Genomic DNA, 20,266 nt, shown 5'->3' with positions numbered 1-20,266 from the left:
CCGGCTCCTGGTCTTCGGACCCGGAGCCTTTGTCGTCTTGAGAATGAGGCTTTTATGACTCCTGTAGTTGCCCTGGTGGGCCGCCCCAACGTGGGGAAATCCACCCTGTTTAACCGCCTGACCCGTACCCGGGATGCCCTGGTTGCCGACTTCCCCGGCTTGACCCGGGACCGCAAATATGGCCAGGCGAAGCTGGGCGAGCTGGAATTTATCGTGGTCGATACCGGCGGTATCGATGGCACCGAGGAGGGGATCGAGCTGAAGATGGCCGAGCAGTCCCTGCTGGCCATCGAAGAGGCCGATGTGGTGCTCTTCATGGTGGATGCCCGTGCCGGTCTCACCGCGGCGGATCAGGCCATCGCCGAGCACCTGCGCAAGACCCACAAGAAGGTGTTTCTGGTGGCCAACAAGACCGACGGCATCGACGGTGACTCCGCGGTGTCCGAGTTCTACGGTCTGGCCCTGGGCGAGGTCTACCAGATGGCGGCCGCCCACGGCCGTGGCGTACTGAGCCTGCTGGAGCTGGCCCTGGCCCCCCACCTCGAGACCCTGGTCGGCTCTGCCACCGAGGCACAAGAGGAAGAGGAGCTGGAGGAGTTCGACGAAGAGGCCCTGCTGCGCATGGTGGCTGCCGGTGAGCTCGACACCCGGGAAGATACCAAGGAGACGCCGTTCGCCGACCTGCCCATCAAATTTGCTATCGTCGGTCGTCCCAACGTCGGCAAGTCGACCCTGACCAACCGCATGCTGGGTGAAGATCGGGTCATCGTCTACGACATGCCGGGGACCACCCGCGACTCCGTCTACATCCCCATGGAGCGCGACGATCAGAAATACGTGGTCATCGACACCGCCGGCGTGCGTCGCCGTGGCAAGGTGCACGAGACGGTGGAGAAGTTCTCCGTCATCAAGACGCTCAAGGCGATTGAAGATGCCAACGTCTGCCTGCTGGTCATTGACGCCCGGGAGACCATCACGGATCAGGACTTGAGCATCCTCGGCTTCGTGCTCAACAGCGGCCGCTCCGTGGTACTGGTGGTCAACAAGTGGGACGGCCTGGATCAGAAGGTGAAAGAGGACGTCAAGAACGAGCTGGACAGACGTCTGGGCTTCATCGACTTCGCCCGGGTGCACTTCATCTCCGCCTTGCACGGTAGTGGCGTCGGTCACCTGTTCGAATCCATCAACGAGGCTTACGAGTCCGCGACTCGCCGCACCAGCACCGCCATGCTGACCCGCATCATGCAGATGGCCCAGGAAGATCACCAGCCGCCCATGGTGAACGGTCGCCGGGTCAAGCTGAAGTATGCCCACGCCGGTGGCTACAACCCGCCGCGCATCGTGATCCACGGCAACCAGTTGAACGACCTGCCTGACTCCTACAAGCGCTACCTCATCAACTACTTCCGCAAGTCGTTGAAGATCATGGGGACGCCGATCCGTGTGGAGTTCCAGGAGTCGGTCAACCCGTTCGAGGGCAAGAAGAACACCCTGACCCTGAGCCAGGAACGCCAGCGCAAGCGCCTGCTCAAGGCCAAAGCGAAGAAATAAAGCCCTGCGGCTGCCCTTACCGGCAGCCGTTTTTCTTGGTGGCCCTCCTCAGGGCAGACAAACCGGGAGAGGGGCTGCGAGTGACGCCGGTGCACAGTGACGTAAAGAGGAGTCGAGAAGAGAATGAACACGCTGACCTGCCCTGCCTGTCAGGGCGAACTGGACAGCCGCAGCCGCGAGACGACGTGTGGCCAGTGTCAGGCCCGTTATCGCATCCGGGCCCTGTGTCCTGCCTGCGGGCAGGAGCTGGAGCGGCTTCGGGCTTGCGGCGCGGTGGATTATTTTTGCAACCACTGCAACACCCTGGTCTCCAAGCGCACCGTTCTGTTTGAAGCGCAGCCTGACAAGGCATAAAAAAACCCGGCTGATGCCGGGTTTATACTGTGTGCTCCGCTATCAGCAGCGTGAAGGAGCGGTTTCTGTGCCAGATCTTGCGTTTCATGTCGGCCAGCTTGAGCTTGCGTCTCGGGCTCCAGGCACATTTGGTTTTTCGGGCCAATATGGCTCTTCTGCGTGCTCGCATCCTGTTCTCCTCCCTGGTCTTGCGTGGGGCCGAAAGGGCCCTTGGCAGGAACTGCAACGCAATGAATACATTACAATAAGTTCGCTCCAGCGCCCCTCGTATACCCAAGGATGGTAACAGAGAACAGGGCAGGAAAACACACCCCCGGCGAGGCTAGGGGGTGATGATCTGTTTGACCACTTCGGCGATGATGGCCGGACGCTGTGCCGGCACGTCCGGCTCGCTGCTGTCGTCCTCGTCCAGCTCCTCGCGACGATGGGCCTTCTGCTGTTCGTTGTCGAGCCAGAGCAGGCTCTGGTAGTACTGGCGCACGTTGTTGACATAGTTGCGCGCCTCGCCGCCACGGGCATAGCCATAGCGCACCTTGCGATGCCAGCGTGACTGCTGCAACAGGGGCAGCACCTCTTTCACGTCGCTCCAGGCGTCCGGGTTCTTGCCCAGCTCCTTGGTCAGGCGGCGGGCATCCATCATGTGGCCGTAGCCGATGTTGTAGGCGGTGAGGGCAAACCACACTTTCTCGTCCGCCGGGACCGAGTCGGGCACCTTCGCCATCATCTCCTGCAGGTAGCGGGCGCCCCCCTTGATGCTCTCTTCCGGGTGGGTGCGATCGTTTACCCCCATCGCCTTGGCGGTCGGACCGGTGAGCATCATCATGCCACGCACCCCGGTGTAGGAGCGTGCCTGGGGATCCCAGTGGGATTCCTGATAGCTGATGGCGGCCAGCAGCCGCCAGTCGATATCCTTGGCGTGGGTCTGGAACAGAGCCTGGTACTTGGGCAGCAGGCTCTTGGCCCGTTGCAGGAAGGTACGGGTGTCGACGAAGTCGAAGTTCTGCACGTGGCCGAAGTACTTCTCGTCGAGCTTGGCGATGGCGCCATCCATGAAGCGCTGACCGAAGAAGTCGATGATGCTGGCGTAGAGGCTGTCGTCGGGCAGCTTGGTCATGGCCCAGGCCACGGTCTGCTTGCTGGCGAGGGTCAAGCCCTCGGTGAGTTCGGGGTAGTAGCGCTGGGTACGGGCCAGTATGGTGTCCTGCACCACCGTGTAGTCCACCTTGCCGTCGGCCACCTGCTTGAGCAGCTCTTCCACGTCCGCATCCCGATTGGTGCTCCACTTCAGGTTGGGGTACTGCTTGGCCAGCTCCTTCATCAGGTCCTCGCCGGTGGAGCCCGCCGGCACCACTATGCTGCCCTTGATGTCACCGAGGTTCTTGGGCCTGGAGGAACCGTTGCGATAGACCAGCTTGGGGGAGACCTGGTAGAAGCCGGGGCCGAAGCGGAACAGCTTGCGCCGCTCCGGGGTCACGACGATGGCGGCGGCGGCGAGATCCAGCTTGCCCTTTTGCAGTTGCTCGACCAGCTCGGCGGTGCTGTAGGCCGGTACTATGGTCAGCTTGACCCCCAGCCAGTCGGCGTAAAGCTGCGCCAGCTCGTAGTCGAACCCCAGTGCGGTGTCGTCACGCTGGTAATAGGAAGTGGGGCCATAGAGGGTGCCAACCCGGATCTCGCCTCGCTGGCGGATCTGCTCCAGTTGGCTGGAGGGGTGGTAGAAGTCGCAACCGGCCAGGGCCAGCGTCAACATCATCCCGATGAACAGTCGAAAAATGCAGCGCAAGTAGGTGAGTACCCTTGTTGAAAAAAACGGCATTTGTCAAAAAAGAGGCACCTTTATACCAGAGAGTATGAAGGGAGTCACACCGCGCGAGATGAGAAAAACGTTTGTTCAGGATGGGCCTGATCCCTATAATACGCGCGTCTCAAATCCCCCCACACTCTAAAACTTGGTGAGAAAGGTATATGGAAATCTTGCGTGGTGCCCCAGCACTGTCTGAGTTTCGTGTCCACAAGCTGCTGCAGAGCTGCGCACAGAGAGGAGTAGAGATAGCAAGCGTCTATGCGGAATACGTGCATTTTGCCGAGCTGACGAGCCCGCTGTCGCCCCCCGAGCGAGCGACCTTGGGCCAGCTTCTGCGCTACGGCCCGACCATCCCGGAACACACCCCCAGCGGTCAGCTGTTCCTCGTTACCCCCCGCCCCGGCACTATCTCCCCCTGGTCTTCCAAAGCAACCGACATCGCCCACAACTGCGGCCTGAAACAGGTCAAGCGGCTGGAGCGCGGCATTGCCTATTACGTGCAGGCCAAGGGTGAGCTGAGCGTGGCCCAGCGTAGCGAGATCGCGGCCCTGCTGCACGATCGCATGATGGAAGTAGTCTTTGCCGAGATGAACGAGGCTGCCGCCCTGTTTGCTCACCATGAGCCGCGCCCCTTTACCCAGGTAGATGTGCTGGGTGGTGGTCGCGCCGCCCTGGAAGAGGCCAACGTGACCCTGGGTCTGGCCCTGGCCGATGACGAAATAGATTACCTGGTGACCAACTTCACCCGGCTGGGTCGCAATCCCAACGACATCGAGCTCTACATGTTTGCCCAGGCGAACTCCGAGCACTGCCGCCACAAGATCTTCAACGCCGACTGGACCATCGACGGCGAGCAGCAGCCCAAGTCGCTGTTCAAGATGATCAAGAACACCTTCGAGCAGACGCCGGACCATGTCCTGTCTGCCTACAAAGACAACGCCGCGGTGATGGAAGGCAGCCAGGGTGGCCGCTTCTTCCCGAGCCCCGCCAACGGTGAGTACCAGTATCACCAGGAGCGCGTCGACATCCTGATGAAGGTGGAAACCCACAACCACCCGACCGCCATCTCTCCCTTCCCGGGTGCCGCCACCGGCTCCGGCGGCGAAATCCGCGACGAGGGTGCGACAGGGCGTGGCGCCAAGCCCAAGGCGGGCCTGGTGGGCTTCTCCGTCTCCAACCTGCGCATCCCCGGTTTCGAGCAGCCCTGGGAGCAGGACTTCGGCAAGCCGAGCCGCATCGTCAGTGCCTTTGACATCATGCAGGAAGGCCCCCTTGGCGGCGCCGCCTTCAACAACGAATTCGGTCGCCCAGCCATCCTGGGTTACTTCCGTACCTTCGAAGAGCAGGTGCCGAGCCACAACGGCGTCGAGGTGCGCGGCTACCACAAGCCCATCATGCTGGCGGGTGGCATCGGCAACATCCGCAGCGAGCACGTCCAGAAAGGGGAGATCCCGGTGGGGGCTGCCCTCATCGTGCTGGGTGGTCCGGCCATGAACATCGGCCTGGGTGGCGGCGCAGCCTCCTCCATGGCTTCCGGTCAGTCTGCCGAAGATCTCGACTTCGCCTCCGTGCAGCGTGACAACCCCGAGATGGAGCGTCGCTGCCAGGAAGTGATCGACCGCTGCTGGCAACTGGGGGACGACAACCCGATTGTCTTCATCCACGACGTGGGCGCCGGTGGTCTCTCCAACGCCATGCCGGAGCTGGTGAGCGACGGGGATCGCGGTGGTCGCTTCGACTTGCGTGCCATTCCGAACGACGAACCGGGCATGAGCCCGCTGGAAGTCTGGTGCAACGAATCCCAGGAGCGCTATGTGCTGGCCGTGGCCCAGGACAAGCTGCCTCTGTTCAAGGCTTTGTGCGAGCGCGAACGCGCCCCCTATGCCGTCATCGGCACCGCCACCGAAGAGAAGCACCTGACCCTGTCCGATGCGCACTTCGACAACCAGCCCATCGATCTGCCGCTGGACGTGCTGCTTGGCAAGGCGCCCAAGATGCACCGCGACGTGCAGAGCCTGCCCGCCCAGGGCAAGGCGCTGCAACTGGACGGCATCACCCTCAGCGACGCCGCCGAGCGCGTGCTGCGCCTGCCGACCGTGGCGGAGAAGTCCTTCCTCATCACCATCGGCGATCGCACCGTAACGGGCCTCGTCAACCGCGACCAGATGGTCGGCCCCTGGCAGATCCCGGTGGCTGACTGCGCCGTCACCGCCGCGACCTACGACAGCTACCACGGTGAAGCCATGTCCATGGGCGAGCGCACCCCGGTGGCGCTGCTCTCTCATGCCGCCTCCGCCCGCATGGCGGTGGCCGAGGCCTTGACCAACCTGGCACCGGCCAATATCGGCTCCCTCAAGCGGGTCAAGCTCTCCGCCAACTGGATGTCCGCAGCCGGCCACCCGGGGGAAGATGCGGGTCTCTACGAAGCCGTGAAAGCGGTGGGCGAAGAGCTCTGCCCGGCCCTTGGCATAACCATCCCGGTGGGCAAGGACTCCATGTCCATGAAGACCCGCTGGCAGCAGGACGGGGAAGAGCGCAGCGTCACCTCGCCGCTCTCCCTGCTCATCTCGGCGTTTGCCCGGGTCGAGGACGTGCGCAATACCGTGACCCCGCAACTGCGCACCGATCTCGGTGAGACCGACCTTATCCTCATCGACCTTGGCAACGGCAAGCAGCGCCTCGGCGCCTCGGCCCTGGCCCAGGTTTACCGCCAGCTTGGGCAAAGTGCCCCAGATCTGGACAACCCGGTCCAGCTCAAGGGCTTCTTCAACGCCATCCAGGCGCTGGTGGCGGATCGCAAGCTGATTGCCTACCACGACCGCTCCGACGGCGGCCTCTTCGTCACCCTGACCGAGATGGCGTTTGCCGGTCACTGCGGCCTCGACATCCAGCTCGATCGCGTGGGTGGCGACCTGCTGCCGGCCCTGTTCAACGAGGAGCTGGGTGCCGTCATCCAGGTTCGTCGCGAAGACAAGGAAGCGGTGCTGACCCTGCTGGCCGGTCACGGTCTGGCAGCCTGCTCCCATGTGCTGGGCACGGTGCGCGAAGACGACCTCATCCTGTTCCAGCGTGCCGGCAGCGAAGTGTATCGCGCCAGCCGCACCGCCCTTCGCACCATCTGGGGCGAGACCAGCTGGCAGATGCAGCGCCTGCGCGACAACCCGGAGTGCGCCGATCAGGAGCATGCCGCCCGCCAGGACGCCACCGATCCGGGTTTGCAGGCCAGGCTCACCTACAACCCGTCCGACGACGTGGCCGCGCCCTATATCGCTCGCGGGGTTTCTCCCCGTCTGGCGGTGCTGCGCGAGCAGGGGGTCAACTCCCACGTGGAGATGGCGGCCGCCTTTGACCGCGCCGGCTTTACCGCTGTCGACGTGCACATGAGCGACATCCTCGAGGGGCGCATCAAGCTGGAAGATTTCCAGACCCTGGTGGCCTGTGGCGGCTTCTCCTACGGCGACGTGCTGGGGGCGGGGGAAGGCTGGGCCAAGTCCATCCTGTTCAACGACAACGCCCGTGAGCAGTTCCAGCGCTTCTTCGAGCGCGGCGATACCCTCTCCCTGGGGGTGTGCAACGGTTGCCAGATGATGTCCAACCTGCGCGACCTCATCCCGGGGGCCGATCTCTGGCCGCGCTTCGTGCGCAACCGCTCCGAGCGCTTCGAGGCGCGCTTCAGCCTGGTGGAAGTGCAGGACTCCCCGTCCGCCTTCTTCGCCGGGATGGCTGGCTCCGTGATGCCGATTGCCGTCTCCCACGGGGAAGGGCGCGTGGAAGTGCGCGATGCTGCTCACCTGGCTGCGCTGCAACAGAGCGGTCTGGTGGGGCTGCGTTTCGTGGACAACCGCGGCAACGTCACCGTGCAATACCCGGCCAACCCCAACGGCTCCCCTGACGGTATCACCGCGGTGACCAGTGCGGACGGCCGCGCCACCATCATGATGCCGCACCCGGAGCGGGTATTCCGCACCGTGGCCAACTCCTGGCACCCGGACAACTGGGGAGAGGATGGCGCCTGGATGCGCATGTTCCGCAATGCTCGGGTTCGCCTGGGTTAAGCGCCAGCAAGAAACTAAAAACCGGCCCCAGTGGCCGGTTTTTTTATGGGCATGTGTCTGAGAATGGGGAGGGCAGGAGGAGACGATCACGATGGGGGCGAGGCCGTCTTCAGCCCACTGCTCCGCCAGCTGCTTGCTGGAGGATATGTCATGGATTGAGGGGGCCGATCTGGTATCGCCTGCCAGACGGGCAAGCCGGACCGAGCCTTGGCGGACATAAAAAACCGGCCACGGAGGCCGGTTTTGCTGTGTGAACTGTGGACTGTGAACCTGAAGCTAGCGCAGCACCACGTGCTGGAAGCCCTGCACCAGACTGATGACGGGCTGGGGGTAGATGCCGAGCAATACCACCAGAATGGCGGAGAGCAGCACCACCAGGCCCCCGGAGGAGAAGGCCCAGTCGGCCCTGGCATCGCGCAGTTGCATGCCGGGTTCACGCAGGTAGAGGGTGACCATGACCCGCAGGTAGTAGTAGAGCCCCAGGGCACTGCCGAGCACGATGGCGCCGGAGAGCCACCACAGCTTGGCATCGACGGTGACGCCGATGAGGTAGAACTTGCCGATGAAGCCCAGCGTCATGGGGATACCCGCGAGGGAGAGCATCATTACCGTCATCACCGCCGTCAGATAGGGGCGCTTCCAGAACAGACCGCGATAACTGTGCAGGGAGTCCGCATCCTTGCCGCGATAGGGGCTGGACATCATGCTGATGACGCCGAAGGCACCCAGGCTGGTGAACAGGTACATCAGCAGGTAGACACCCGCCGCTTCCACCGGCATCTCGCCGAGGCGGCTTGCCACCACCACCGCCAGCAGATAGCCGAAGTGGGAGATGGAGGAGTAACCCATCATCCGCTTGATGTTGGTCTGGATCAGCGCCAGGAGGTTGCCGACCACGATGGAGACGACCGCCATGGCCGCCAGCAGCCAGTGGATCATGGGATCCGAGGTGGCGGGTACCGCCAGGTAGAAGCGCAGCAGCACGCAGAACACGGCTATCTTGCTCACTGTGGCGAGGAAGGTGGCCACCGGTGCCGGCGCCCCTTCATAGACGTCCGGGGTCCAGAGGTGGAAGGGGGCGAGGGACAACTTGAACGCAAAGCCGACCAGCATCAGGCCAAAGCCCCCCATCAGCAGCGGATGGTGAGCCGGGCTCTGGGCCAGGGTCACACCGAGATCGCTGAAGCTCAGGCTTCCGGCCTGGGCGTAGAGCAGTGCCATGCCAAACAGCAGGAAGGCGGTGGCACTGGCGGAGAGCACCATGTACTTGATGCTGGCTTCCAGCGAGTGCCGCTCGCGATAGGCATACCCCACCAGACCGAACATGGGCAGGGTCAGCATCTCGATCCCGATGAAGAGCGAGGCGAGGTGACGGGAGGCTGCCAGCACCAGACCACCGGCGGTGGCGATGAGCAGCAGCAGGTAGAACTCTTCCCGGTTGTCCGGATAGCCCTTGAGCCAGGTGCGACCGAAGGTGCAGGTGGCCAGGGCCCCGATGAGCACCAGCCCCATGTAGAAGACCGCGTAAGCGTCCACTTGCAGCAGGGGAGTGACCCCCTGATCCCCCTGGGCCATCACGATGGGCAGGGAGAAGAGCGCGAGGTTTAGGCCGATGATGGTGACCACGAAGGCGGTGTCGTCACAGCGCTTCCAGGCGATGGCCAGCATCAGGGCCACCATGGCCCCCGTGGTCAGCAACAGGGGCAGCAGGGCCAGCAGTTGAGAAACAGTAAACGTCATGACAGTGCTCCCGACATGGACAAGGAAGGCGAAAGAGAAAGCATCATTGCAGCGCCCCCGTGCCCGGCAGCGCGTACCAGTGCAGCACGCTCAGGAGGCTGCTGCTGGCGGTGTCGAGCACCGGCTGGGGATAAAGACCGAGCAGCACCAAGAGGCCGGCGATGGTCAGCATCATGGTCAGTTCCCGGGTATCCAGCCCCTTGAGCATGCTCTCCTCCCGGGGCGTCCCGAAGCAGGCCCGCTGCAGCATGATGAGGGAGTAGACCGAGGCCAGCACCAGCCCGAAGGTGGCGATGACGGTGATGACGGGGGCCACCTGGAAGCTGCCGATGAGGATCAGGAACTCGCCGACGAAGTTGCCGGTCCCCGGCATCCCGAGGGATGCGACGGAGAAGAACAGCATCACGCCGGGCAGGTAGCGCAGCCGTCCCCAGAGACCACCCATCTGGCGCAGATCCCGGGTGTGCAGACGCTCGTAGAGCTGACCGCACAGAATGAAGAGGCCGGCGGCCGAGAGCCCGTGGGCAATCATCTGTACCACTGCCCCTTGCAGGGCGAGCTCGCTGCCCGAGTAGATGGCGATCATCACGAAGCCCATGTGGGAGATGCTGGTGTAGGCAACCAGCCGTTTGATGTCGGTCTGGGCAAAGGCCAGCAGGGCGCCATAGACGATGCCGATGAGGCCGAGCACCATGGCGTAGGGAGCAAACTCGGCGGACGCCTCGGGGAAGAGCGGCAGGGTAAAGCGCAGCAGGCCGTAGGCCGCGGTTTTCAGCAAGATGCCCGCGAGATCCACGGAGCCTGCGGTGGGCGCCTGGCTGTGGGCATCAGGGAGCCAGCCATGGAGCGGCACCAGGGGCATCTTGACCGCGAAGGCGATGAAGAAGCCCAGCATCAGCAGCCACTGTACCGTGCTGCTCATGGGGGTGTTGAGCAGTTCCTGATAGTTGAAGGTGAAGACACCGGTGGCGGCGTGGTGGGTCAGTACCAGGCCCAGGATGGCCACCAGCATGATGAGGCCGCTCGCCTGGGTGTAGATGAAGAACTTGGTGGCGGCGTTGATGCGCGACTTGCCATCGGTGACCGAGTGGCCCCAGAGCGCGATCAGGAAGTACATCGGCACCAGCATCATCTCCCAGAAGAAGAAGAAGAGGAACAGATCCACCGCCATGAAGACGCCGAGCACGCCCCCCAGGATCCACAGCAGGTTGAGGTGGAAGAAGCCGATGCGCTGGACGATCTCCTTCCAGGAACAGAGGATGGCCAGCACGCCGATGAAGCTGGTGAGGATCACCATCAGGAGCGACAGCCCGTCCACGGCGAGGTGCAGGGAGATGCCGAAGCGGGGGATCCAGGGTTGTTGCCACTCGGCTGCCCAGACGGGGAGGCCGGGGTTGGCGAGGGTGAAGTCACCACCGAGCCAGATGGCGCTGGAGAGCACCAGACAGGCGCTCATGGAGGCGAGGGCCACCCAGCGGACAAACTGTCCGTCGAGCCGCTCCATCTGCCAGCAGAGCAAGCCGCCGATGAAGGGAATTAGCAAGATCCAGAGTAAGGTCACGATATCAGCTCTCATCTAGGTTCTAGTCGGGCAGGCGCTGAGCCTGCCACACAATATTGGGCTCATGGATCAGCCGAGCAGCAGCAGGGCCAGGATCAGGGCGGCGCCCATCCCCATGGAGGCTGCGTACCAGCGCAACTTGCCGGAGACGGTCCAGGCCAGCAGCTGATGCCCCCCCTGGGCCAGCACGGCGGGCAGGTTCATCATCCTGTCCAGCGGATCCTTGCCGAGCAGGCGAGTCGCCAGCAGGTAGGGCTTGACCCAAATCAGGTCATAAAGCCAGTCAAAGCCCCAGGCATTGAACCAGAGGGTGGACAGAGCCCGCCCCGGTGCACTCTCGGCGATCCCCTTCGCCAGGCGACGTTCGCCGAGGAAGAGGAAGGCGGCCAGCGCAATGCCTGCCACGGCGATGACGCCTGAGAGGATCTCGAGGCCATGGCGTCCCTCTTCGATGTGATCTCCCGGGCCGGCCGGCAGCACTCCTGCCAGCGGTGGCACGATGAGGGCGCCGACTCCGGTGGAGAGCACCAGCAGCACCAGCAGTGGCAAATGGTGGGCAAGGCCCTGTCCGGCGTGAGCCTGGGTCTGCTCCTTGCCGTGGAAGGCGATGAAGATGAGGCGGAAGGTGTAGAGGGAGGTGAGGAAGGCACCACCCAGACCGGCCCACAGCAGGGCGCTCTGGCCACTGGCCTGCACCTGCCAGAGGATGGCGTCTTTACTGTAGAAACCGGCGGTCACCAGTGGCAGCGCGGCCAGGGCCGAGCCCCCCACCAGGAAGCAGGCGTAGACCAGCGGCAGCGATTTGCGCAGGCCTCCCATCTTGAAGATGTTCTGCTCGTGGTGGGTCGCGATTATGACGGCCCCGGCGGAGAGGAACAGCAGCGCCTTGAAGAAGGCGTGGGTCATCAGGTGGAAGATGGCCCCTTCCCAGGCACCAACGCCGAGGGCCAGGAACATGTAGCCAATCTGGCTCATGGTGGAGTAGGCCAGGATCCGCTTGATGTCGGTCTGTACCAGGGCGGCGAAGCCCGCCAGTACCAGGGTAATGGCACCAACCAGCGCCACCAGATGGAGGATCTCCGGTGCCAGCAGGAAGAGGCCGTGGGTGCGGGCGATGAGATAGACACCAGCAGTCACCATGGTGGCCGCGTGGATCAGCGCCGAGACCGGGGTCGGGCCCGCCATGGCGTCTGCCAGCCAGGTCTGCAGGGGCAGCTGGGCGGATTTGCCGACCGCGCCGCCGAGCAGCATCAGGCAGGCGAACGACAGGGCAGGGGAGCCTTCTGCGAACATCGCGGGGGCGCGCACCAGCAGCTCGTGAATGTTGAGGGTGCCGAGCTCGCGATAGAGCACGAAGAGCCCGATGGCGAGGAAGACGTCGCCGACCCGGGTCACCACGAACGCCTTGAGGGCGGCGGCGGCGTTGTTGCGATCCTTGTAGTAGAAGCCGATCAGCAGGTAGCTGCACAGCCCCACTCCTTCCCAGCCCAGATAGACGAACAGCAGGTCATCGGCCAGCACCAGGAACAGCATGCTGGCGATGAAGAGGTTGGTGTAGGTGAAGAAGCGTGAATACCCCTCTTCCCCGCGCATGTACCAGGAGGCGAACAGGTGGATGAAGAAGCCCACCCCGGTCACGACCCCCAGCATGGTCAGTGACAGCCCGTCCAGGGAGAGACGGAAGGCGGGCTGGAACTCGCCCACCGTCATCCACTGCCATAGGGTCTGTGTATAGACGCCGCCTTCCGGCATGGTATTGAGGAAATCGATGCCGACCCACAGGGTAGTGAGGGCCGAGAGACCGATGCTGCCGACACCGATGAGCGCCGAGGTGCGCTCGCCGAGGCGGCCGAGGGAGAAGGCCAGCAGCAGCCATCCCAGCAGCGGGAACAGGAAAGTCAGATATAGGAGGCTCATCCGCGCATCTCGCTCACAGTGTCCACGTTCAGGGTGTGGTAACGACGATAGAGCAGCAGTAACAGGGCGAGGCCGATACTGGCCTCCGCTGCCGCCAGAGAAATCACCAGTATGTACATGATCTGGCCGTCGGCCTGGGCCCAGCGGCTACCCGCCACCACGAACGCCAGGGCGGATGCGTTCATCATGATTTCGATACTCATGAGGATAAACAACAGGTTGCGGCGTATCAGCAGGCCGCACAGGCCGATGGCAAACAAAATGGCCGCCAGTAGGAGGCCGTGCTCCATGGGAATTCCACTCATCGCCATGCTCCTTGTGCTTGCTGGATGGAAAGGGGGCGGGCTGCCGGCAGCGAGCCATGCATCACCACGGGGATGTCGCTCATTGCTGACCTCCTTCCTGTGTGGTGCGAGGCACGGAGAGCACTTCCCCACTCTTGTCCTCGCGGCCCAGGTGATAGGCGGTGACCAGACCCGCCAGCAGCAGGATGGAGGCGAGCTCCACCGCCAGCACATAGGGGCCGAACAGGGCGATACCGACTTCCTTGGCGCTGACCTCGGTCAGACCCAGTTCACCGCCGGTCACGCCGAGAATGCCGTGGGCCAGAAAGCCCAGCAAAATGAGGGAGAGCAGGGCCGGGCCACCCCAGGTCATGGGGGTGAGCCACTTCTTCTCCTGATCCTGGGCGCTCCCCAGGTTCAGCATCATCACCACGAACACGAACAGCACCATGATGGCGCCGGCGTAGACGATCACCTGCAGGGCCCCCGCAAAGGCGGCGCCCAGGCAGAAGAAGATCATGGCCACGGCGATGAGGGAGATGATGAGATTGAGCAGCGCATGCATGGGGTTGCTGGTGCTGATCACCCGCAGCGTGCTGTAAACGGCGACCAGGGCCGCGGCATAGAATGCCAGTTCCATGATTGACTCCTAGGGCAGCAGGCTCTTGACATCGATGGGCTTGGCTTCGTTCTCGGCATCCCCTTTGGGTTTGCCGTCGATGGCCATCCCGCTCATGCGGTAGAAGTTGTAGTCCGGGTATTTGCCGGGGCCGCTTATCAGCAGATCTTCTTTCTCGTACACCAGATCCTGGCGACGATACTCCCCCATCTCGAAATCCGGCGTCAGCTGGATGGCGGTGGTGGGGCAGGCCTCCTCGCACAGGCCGCAGAAGATGCAGCGGGAGAAGTTGATGCGAAAGAACTCCGGGTACCAGCGGCCATCTTCCCGCTCCGACTTCTGCAAGGAGATGCAACCGACCGGGCAGGCAACAGCACACAGGTTGCACGCCACGCAGCGTTCGTCGCCGTCAGGATCCCGGGTCAGTACGATGCGACCGCGAAAACGGGGGGCGGCGTAGACCGGCTGCTCCGGGTAGCTCAGGGTTTCACGGGGGCGCCAGGCATGGGAGAAGACCATCCCAAGACTGCGCAACTGGGTGCCAACACCCTTGATAATGCTCGTAATTTTCATAGGTGCCTCACTGCACATTTATCAGCACTGGCGTCTGGGCGTTTCCTTGCCGCAGACGGCCGAATCATCGTCATGTCCATCTCGTTTTGCTCACGCATTCATCAGCACCACGGCAGCGGTGACCAGCATGTTGAGCAGGGTCAGGGGCAGGCACACTTTCCAGCCAAAGGACATCACCTGGTCGAAGCGCGGGCGGGGCAGGGAGGCCCGCAGCAGGATGAAGAACACCATGAAACAGGCGGTCTTCAGGGCGAACCAGATGAAGGGCGGCAGCCAGGGGCCGTGCCAGCCACCGAAGAAGAGGGTCACGATGAGGGAGGAGATCAGCACGATGCCGATGTACTCCCCCACGAAGAAGAGACCCCACTTCATGCCCGCGTACTCGATGTGATAGCCGTCGGCGAGCTCCTGCTCGGCCTCCGGCTGGTCAAACGGGTGGCGGTGGGTGACGGCGACCCCGGCAAACAGGAAGGTGACGAAGCCCAGGATCTGGGGGATCACGTTCCACATGCCGGCCTGGGCCTCGACGATGTCACGCAGGTTGAAGCTGCCGGTCTGGATGACGATGCCCATGAGCGAGAGGCCAAGGAACACCTCGTAGGAGAGGGTCTGGGCCGAGGCGCGCAGGCTGCCGAGCAGGGAGTACTTGTTGTTGCTCGACCAGCCTGCGAAGAGCACGGCATAGACCGCCAGCCCGGCGATCGCCAGGATATAGAGCAGCCCCACGTTGAGATCCGCCACGCCCCAGGTGGGGGTGATGGGCACCACCGCAAACGCCAGGATGAAGGCGGTGAAGGCGATGATGGGGGCCAGCACGAAGATCCGGCGATCCGCAAAGGGCGGGATCCAGTCCTCCTTGAAGAACATCTTGACCATGTCGGCCGCCAGTTGCAGCAGGCCGAAGGGACCAACCCGGTTGGGGCCGTAACGGTCCTGCCACAGTGCCAGCAGGCGGCGCTCGATGAAGCTCATGAAGGCGCCAGCCCCCACGATCCCCACGAGCACGACCAGGGCCTTGCCGACCTCGATCAGCAGATCCATCAGAGAGTCGCTCATGCGATGACCTCCTGCAGGTTATCGATCAGGGCGTGGTGCAGGGCGGTCGGCAGACCGTTCACCCCGAGTGGCAGCCCTGCCAGGCCCGGAGCCAGCGCATCGCTCAGGCGCAGACGCAGGCGCCAGTGGTTGCCACCCCAGGAGAAGGCCACCAGTGCGTCAGGGGACAGTGCCAGGCGGGCGGCATCCGCCGGGTTCAGTACCAGGGTGGGTTCCCCCATGCGAGCCTGGATGACCGGGCTTCTGGCGGAGAGCTCCTCGCCACCGAACAGCTGGTCATAGCTCACCACCTGCAAGGATGCGGCGGGCTGGAAGGGGGCCGGGATGGTGCCAAACCAGCCCAGGTTGCCTTCGCCCGGCTCCAGCAGGCGGCGACCGGGATCCCCGGCACGCAGGTTGCCGCCCACCTCGTCCTGGAACTTGTTCCAGGCGGAGGGGGAGTTCCAGCCCGGCGCCCAGGCAAACGGTACCTGGGAGAGGGGCTGGCGGGAACCAGCGTAGCCTTCCATGGAGAAGGCGAACGGCGAATCGGGATCCTGGGCGACTCTGGGCTCGCTCACGTTCTGGTTTGCCAGCATGGAGGTGCGACCACTGTAGCGGTGCGGCTCCCGGGCGAGCTTCATGCCGCGAATGCGCAGGCCGGCGTTGGGTGCAGCTTCACCCATGGTGGTGAGCAGCGGGGCGCTGGCGGCGCAATCGCGACTCACATCGTCGAAGGTGTTCCAGCGAACCGAACGCGGTTGCTGGCTCCCTTGCAGGGCATCCAGCCAGCGCCAGCTCTCGCGCACCTGGATATCGGCGTTGTAGAAGGCGGGAGCATAGACCTGGAAGAAGCGCTGGGCGCGGCCTTCCATGTTGACCAGGGTGCCATCGCCTTCGGCAAAACTGGCGGCAGGCAGCACCAGACCCGCCTTCTTCGCGGTGGCCGTCTCCTGATGGTCGATGACCAGCAGGTGTTGCAGGCGATCCAGGGCGGTGTCCACCCGGCTGCGGGGGGCTCGGCGGTAGAGGTCGTTCTCAAGAACGACCAGGGCAAGTCTCTCTTCCCCTTCCATGCGCTCGAGGGCTGCCTCCAGCGGGGCGGCATGCCGGGCCAGCATGGCCAGCCCCAGGCTGTTGGCTTCCTGAGCCACGAGGGCAAGCTCCGCGGCCTGGCCACGGCCCTTGAGGGCACGGGCGATGTTGCTGGCCGCTTCGATCAGCGCCTCGTTGCGGGCTCCATTGCCTGCGATAATGAGGGGCTTTTTGGCGTTGCCAAGCAGGTCGGCCCATTGGGCGGCGAGGGCCTGCTGTTCGGGGGAGAGATCCGTTGGCGCCGGTGCACTGGCGTCCAGCAGGTGGGCGATGGCAAACCCGAGGCGCGCCTGATCCGCGTGGGGGGCGTGCAGGGTGCTGCTCGCCACGTCATCCAGGCGGGTGGCATCCAGACTGGTGATGAGCAAGGGGTAGCGCTGGTTCTGGGCCAGGGTCTGTACGGCAGCGACCTGCCAGAGATCCACCTTCAGCTTGCGGGCAATTTCGCGCCCCTTGCCTTTCACTGCCTGGCGCAGGGCCAGGGCGATGCGGGCGGCGGTCTGGGTGACATCTTCCCCGAGCACCAGCACGGCGTCGGCCTCTTCCATGTCGCGCAGGCTGGGAGTGCGCACGCCGCCGTGCTCCAGAATGTCCAGCATCTTCTGTAGGCATTTCCATTCGCTCTGCTCGACCCCGGAGTAGAAGTTGGCGGCCCCCACCAGTTCGCGCAGGGCGAAATTGCTCTCCAAGGAGGCGCGGGGTGAGCCGATGCCGATGACGCCGCTGGCGGTGCGCAGCGCATCCGCAGCCCGGTTCAGGGCACCATCCACCGTGATGGCCAGCTTGTCACTGCCATCCTGCAGCAGGGGCTGGCGCGGGCGGTCGGTCAGATTGACGTGACCGTAGCCGAAGCGGCCGCGATCGCAGAGGAAATAGTGGTTCAGGGCACCGTGGAAACGGTTCTCGATGCGGCGCAGCTCGCCGTAGCGCTCACCCGGGCTGATGTTGCAGCCGACCGAGCACCCCTGGCAGATGCTGGGGGCGAACTGCATGTCCCACTTGCGGTTGTAACGCTCGGAGTGGGTCTTGTCGGTGAAGACGCCGGTGGGACAGACCTCCACCAGGTTGCCGGAGAATTCGCTCTCCAGAGTGCCATCCTCGACCCGGCCGAAGTAGACGTTGTCATGGGCGCCATAGACCCCGAGATCCTCGCCACCGGCGTAATCCTTGTAATAGCGCACGCAGCGGTAGCAGGCGATGCAGCGGTTCATCTCGTGGTTGATGAAGGGGCCCAGATCCTGATTCTGGTGGGTGCGCTTGGTGAAACGGTAGCGGCGGCTGTTGTGGCCCGTCATCACCGTCATGTCCTGCAGGTGGCAGGCGCCACCCTCTTCACACACCGGGCAGTCGTGGGGATGGTTGGTCATCTGCCACTCCACCACCGTCTTGCGAAACTCCTTCGCCTCTTCATCCTCGATGGAGATATAGGTGCCATCGGTGGAAGGGGTCATGCAGGACATGACCAGGCGGCCGCGCTTGTCGTCGGCATTCTGATACTGTTTGACCGCGCACTGGCGGCAGGCACCGACGCTACCGAGCGCCGGGTGCCAGCAAAAATAGGGGACGTCCAGACCCAGCGACAGACAGGCTTGCAGCAGGTTGTCTGCCCCGTCTACCTCGTACTCTTTACCGTCTACATGAATGGTTGCCATACAACTTCCCTGAAACCTGTTTTATGAAATCGGCTATTGCCCGATGCGTCCTGGCGCTTACCAGCGCTCGCCCAGCAGGTTGGGCTGGATACCCTTGAACAGCTTGTGATTGTCATGGGGGGCCTTGACCCCGGCCTCGAACTCGGACCGGAAATACTTCATCGCACTGCCAAGGGGCTCGACGGCGCCGGGGGCATGGGCACAGAAGGTCTTGCCCGGGCCCAGGAAACTGACGAGCTGTTCCAGGGTCGCGAGATCCTCGGGTTGGCCCTCGCCCCGCTCCAGCGCCCGCAGGATCTTGACGCTCCAGGGCAGGCCGTCGCGGCAGGGGGTGCACCAGCCGCAGGATTCGCGGGCAAAGAACTCCTCCATGTTGCGCAGCAGGGAGACCATGTTGATGCTGTCATCCACCGCCATGGCAAGGCCCGTACCCATGCGGGTGCCCACCTTGCCGATGCCGCCTGCATACATCTGGGCATCCAGGTGCTCGGGCAGCAGGAAGCCGGTGCCGGCGCCGCCCGGTTGCCAGGTTTTCAGGCGATAGCCGGGCTTCATGCCGCCTGCGTACTCCTCGAACAGCTCGCGGGCGGTGATGCCAAAGGGCAGCTCCCACAGGCCGGGATTGTTGACCTTGCCGGAAAAGCCCATCAGCTTGGTGCCGTGATCTTCCGAACCCGGCAGTGCCAGCCCCTGATACCAGGCCACACCGTTGCCGATGATGGCGGGGACGTTGCACAGGGTTTCGACGTTGTTGACGCAGGTCGGCTTGCCCCAGACGCCGGAGACGGCGGGGAAGGGGGGTTTGGCCCGCGGGTTGGCGCGCCGTCCTTCCAGGGAGTTGATGAGGGCCGTCTCTTCGCCGCAGATGTAGCGACCTGCGCCGGTGTGGACGAACAGCTCGAAGTCAAAGCCCGAGCCCAGGATGTTCTTGCCAAGGAACCCCGCGGCCTTGGCCTCTTCCACGGCGCGGCGCAGGTGGATGGCGGCATCCACGTACTCGCCGCGCAGGAAGATGTAGCCGCGATAGGCCTTGAGAGCCCGGGCACTGATGATCATCCCCTCGATCAGCAGGTGGGGCAGCTGCTCCATCAGCATGCGGTCTTTGTAGGTATTGGGTTCCATCTCGTCGGCGTTGCAGAGCAGGTAACGGATGTTCATGCTCTCGTCTTTGGGCATCAGGCCCCACTTCACGCCGGTGGAGAAACCGGCGCCGCCGCGTCCCTTGAGGCCGGCATCCTTGACGGTGCTGACGATGTCATCCGGGCTCATCTGGCCAAGGGCCTTGCGGGCGGCCTCATAGCCCTGTTTTGCCTGATACTCCTCGAGCCACACCGGCTGGCCGTCGTCCCGCAGGCGCCAGGTGAGAGGGTGAGTCTCGGCGGTGCGGGGGATGCGGTTGGCGGTGCCGAGGGAGGCAAGCGTCTTGCCTGGCTGAATGCTCATGGGTAAGCCTCCAGGGTTTTCAGCAGGCTGACGGCATCGAGTCCGCCATAGGTATCGTCATCGATCATGATGGCCGGCCCCTTGTCGCAGTTGCCGAGGCAGCAGACGGGCAACAGGGTGAAGCGGCCATCCGGGGAAGTCTGACCGGGGGCCAGATTGACGACCTCTTTCAGACCGGCAAGCAACTGCTCGTGGCCGTTGATGTAGCAGACCATGCTGTCGCAGACGCGGATGATGTGACGACCCACCGGCTGGCGGAAGATCTGGCTGTAGAAGGTGGCGACCCCTTCCACGTCGCTGGCGGGGATGCCGAGCTCGGCGCCGATGGCGTGAATGGCGCCGTCAGGCACCCAGCCACGGGCCTGTTGCACTATCTTGAGCGCTTCGATGCTGGCTGCACGGGGATCTTCGTAGTGGTGTTTCTCGTGTTCGATGGCATCGCGCTCAGCCTGGCTCAGGACGAAATCTCCCTGCTGGCTGCTGCATGCCCCTTGCCCTTGTGGGGTCTGGTTATTGTGACACTGACATTGGCTCATGACTTGACCTTTTGTGGCTTGTCCCTTTACTGCGCGTCTTGCCCTTC

General features: G+C 63.7%; 14 protein-coding genes. 3 read left to right on the top strand and 11 right to left on the bottom strand.

Going from position 1 to position 20,266, the window contains the following annotated elements; translation table 11 throughout:
- Positions 1-54 precede the first annotated feature (54 nt).
- Together der and J9892_RS08200 are read left to right on the top strand one after the other, a co-directional pair.
- Positions 55-1,551 (top strand): ribosome biogenesis GTPase Der, encoded by a 1,497-nt coding sequence (der, locus tag J9892_RS08205; protein ID WP_010675045.1) that lies wholly within the window; start codon positions 55-57, stop codon positions 1,549-1,551.
- 123 nt (positions 1,552-1,674) lie between these two features.
- A complete protein-coding gene (locus J9892_RS08200; RefSeq protein ID WP_039038718.1) occupies positions 1,675-1,905 on the top strand; it encodes a zinc ribbon domain-containing protein in 231 nt (76 codons plus the stop codon).
- 322 nt (positions 1,906-2,227) lie between these two features.
- Here the strand turns inward: J9892_RS08200 and mltF are convergent, their stop codons facing one another.
- Positions 2,228-3,721, bottom strand: coding sequence for a membrane-bound lytic murein transglycosylase MltF (mltF, locus tag J9892_RS08195; RefSeq protein ID WP_113977578.1), 1,494 nt, complete (start codon positions 3,719-3,721; stop codon positions 2,228-2,230).
- Positions 3,722-3,870: 149 nt separating this feature from the next.
- Here mltF and purL point away from each other — a divergent pair, with 149 nt between their 5' ends.
- Positions 3,871-7,764 (top strand): phosphoribosylformylglycinamidine synthase, encoded by a 3,894-nt coding sequence (gene purL, locus J9892_RS08190; protein WP_113977580.1) that lies wholly within the window; start codon positions 3,871-3,873, stop codon positions 7,762-7,764.
- 276 nt (positions 7,765-8,040) lie between these two features.
- Here the strand turns inward: purL and nuoN are convergent, their stop codons facing one another.
- The 10 genes from nuoN to nuoE form a co-directional block, all read right to left on the bottom strand.
- Positions 8,041-9,504: an NADH-quinone oxidoreductase subunit NuoN gene (gene nuoN / locus J9892_RS08185; RefSeq protein ID WP_113977582.1), complete on the bottom strand. Its 1,464-nt coding sequence runs from the start codon at positions 9,502-9,504 to the stop codon at positions 8,041-8,043.
- Between the two features lie 43 nt (positions 9,505-9,547).
- The gene (nuoM, locus tag J9892_RS08180; RefSeq protein ID WP_113977594.1) at positions 9,548-11,065 is read right to left on the bottom strand and encodes an NADH-quinone oxidoreductase subunit M; all 1,518 of its coding nucleotides are present in this window, start codon (positions 11,063-11,065) and stop codon (positions 9,548-9,550) included.
- 69 nt (positions 11,066-11,134) lie between these two features.
- Positions 11,135-12,982: an NADH-quinone oxidoreductase subunit L gene (gene nuoL, locus J9892_RS08175; protein ID WP_113977583.1), complete on the bottom strand. Its 1,848-nt coding sequence runs from the start codon at positions 12,980-12,982 to the stop codon at positions 11,135-11,137.
- On the bottom strand, positions 12,979-13,287 hold the full coding sequence (gene nuoK / locus J9892_RS08170) for an NADH-quinone oxidoreductase subunit NuoK (protein ID WP_010675036.1): 309 nt from the start codon (positions 13,285-13,287) through the stop codon (positions 12,979-12,981). The genes nuoL and nuoK overlap by 4 nt, the downstream gene beginning before the upstream one ends.
- 79 nt (positions 13,288-13,366) lie before the next feature.
- Positions 13,367-13,906, bottom strand: coding sequence for an NADH-quinone oxidoreductase subunit J (gene nuoJ, locus J9892_RS08165; RefSeq protein ID WP_010675035.1), 540 nt, complete (start codon positions 13,904-13,906; stop codon positions 13,367-13,369).
- Positions 13,907-13,915: 9 nt separating this feature from the next.
- Complete coding sequence (gene nuoI, locus J9892_RS08160) at positions 13,916-14,458, bottom strand: NADH-quinone oxidoreductase subunit NuoI (RefSeq protein WP_010675034.1); 543 nt, start codon at positions 14,456-14,458, stop codon at positions 13,916-13,918.
- Positions 14,459-14,548: 90 nt separating this feature from the next.
- A complete protein-coding gene (nuoH, locus tag J9892_RS08155) occupies positions 14,549-15,514 on the bottom strand; it encodes an NADH-quinone oxidoreductase subunit NuoH (RefSeq protein ID WP_010675033.1) in 966 nt (321 codons plus the stop codon).
- Entirely contained in the window at positions 15,511-18,240 is a 2,730-nt protein-coding gene (gene nuoG, locus J9892_RS08150) for an NADH-quinone oxidoreductase subunit NuoG (protein WP_171865348.1), read from the bottom strand. The genes nuoH and nuoG overlap by 4 nt, the downstream gene beginning before the upstream one ends.
- 57 nt (positions 18,241-18,297) lie before the next feature.
- The gene (gene nuoF, locus J9892_RS08145; RefSeq protein ID WP_113977587.1) at positions 18,298-19,683 is read right to left on the bottom strand and encodes an NADH-quinone oxidoreductase subunit NuoF; all 1,386 of its coding nucleotides are present in this window, start codon (positions 19,681-19,683) and stop codon (positions 18,298-18,300) included.
- Positions 19,680-20,219, bottom strand: a complete 540-nt coding sequence (gene nuoE, locus J9892_RS08140) for an NADH-quinone oxidoreductase subunit NuoE (protein ID WP_010675030.1) — start codon at positions 20,217-20,219, stop codon at positions 19,680-19,682. The genes nuoF and nuoE overlap by 4 nt, the downstream gene beginning before the upstream one ends.
- Between the last annotated feature and the right edge of the window lie 47 nt (positions 20,220-20,266).

It is taken from the genome of Aeromonas sp. Prich7-2 (assembly GCF_017939255.1).
Taxonomy (GTDB): Bacteria; Pseudomonadota; Gammaproteobacteria; order Enterobacterales; family Aeromonadaceae; genus Aeromonas; species Aeromonas caviae.
This window is presented reverse-complemented; position numbering and strand designations above follow the sequence as displayed.

Excerpts from the sequence above, each read along its gene's own strand:
- nuoN (WP_113977582.1), bottom strand. The coding sequence starts at position 9,504 with ATGACGTTTACTGTTTCTCAACTGCTGGCCCTGCTGCCCCTGTTGCTG.
- nuoK (WP_010675036.1), bottom strand. The coding sequence starts at position 13,287 with ATGAGTGGAATTCCCATGGAGCACGGCCTCCTACTGGCGGCCATTTTG.
- nuoH (WP_010675033.1), bottom strand. The coding sequence starts at position 15,514 with ATGAGCGACTCTCTGATGGATCTGCTGATCGAGGTCGGCAAGGCCCTG.
- purL (WP_113977580.1), top strand. The coding sequence starts at position 3,871 with ATGGAAATCTTGCGTGGTGCCCCAGCACTGTCTGAGTTTCGTGTCCAC.
- mltF (WP_113977578.1), bottom strand. The coding sequence starts at position 3,721 with ATGCCGTTTTTTTCAACAAGGGTACTCACCTACTTGCGCTGCATTTTT.
- nuoE (WP_010675030.1), bottom strand. The coding sequence starts at position 20,219 with ATGAGCCAATGTCAGTGTCACAATAACCAGACCCCACAAGGGCAAGGG.
- nuoL (WP_113977583.1), bottom strand. The coding sequence starts at position 12,982 with ATGAGCCTCCTATATCTGACTTTCCTGTTCCCGCTGCTGGGATGGCTG.
- nuoI (WP_010675034.1), bottom strand. The coding sequence starts at position 14,458 with ATGAAAATTACGAGCATTATCAAGGGTGTTGGCACCCAGTTGCGCAGT.
- nuoF (WP_113977587.1), bottom strand. The coding sequence starts at position 19,683 with ATGAGCATTCAGCCAGGCAAGACGCTTGCCTCCCTCGGCACCGCCAAC.
- der (WP_010675045.1), top strand. The coding sequence starts at position 55 with ATGACTCCTGTAGTTGCCCTGGTGGGCCGCCCCAACGTGGGGAAATCC.
- nuoJ (WP_010675035.1), bottom strand. The coding sequence starts at position 13,906 with ATGGAACTGGCATTCTATGCCGCGGCCCTGGTCGCCGTTTACAGCACG.
- J9892_RS08200 (WP_039038718.1), top strand. The coding sequence starts at position 1,675 with ATGAACACGCTGACCTGCCCTGCCTGTCAGGGCGAACTGGACAGCCGC.
- nuoG (WP_171865348.1), bottom strand. The coding sequence starts at position 18,240 with ATGGCAACCATTCATGTAGACGGTAAAGAGTACGAGGTAGACGGGGCA.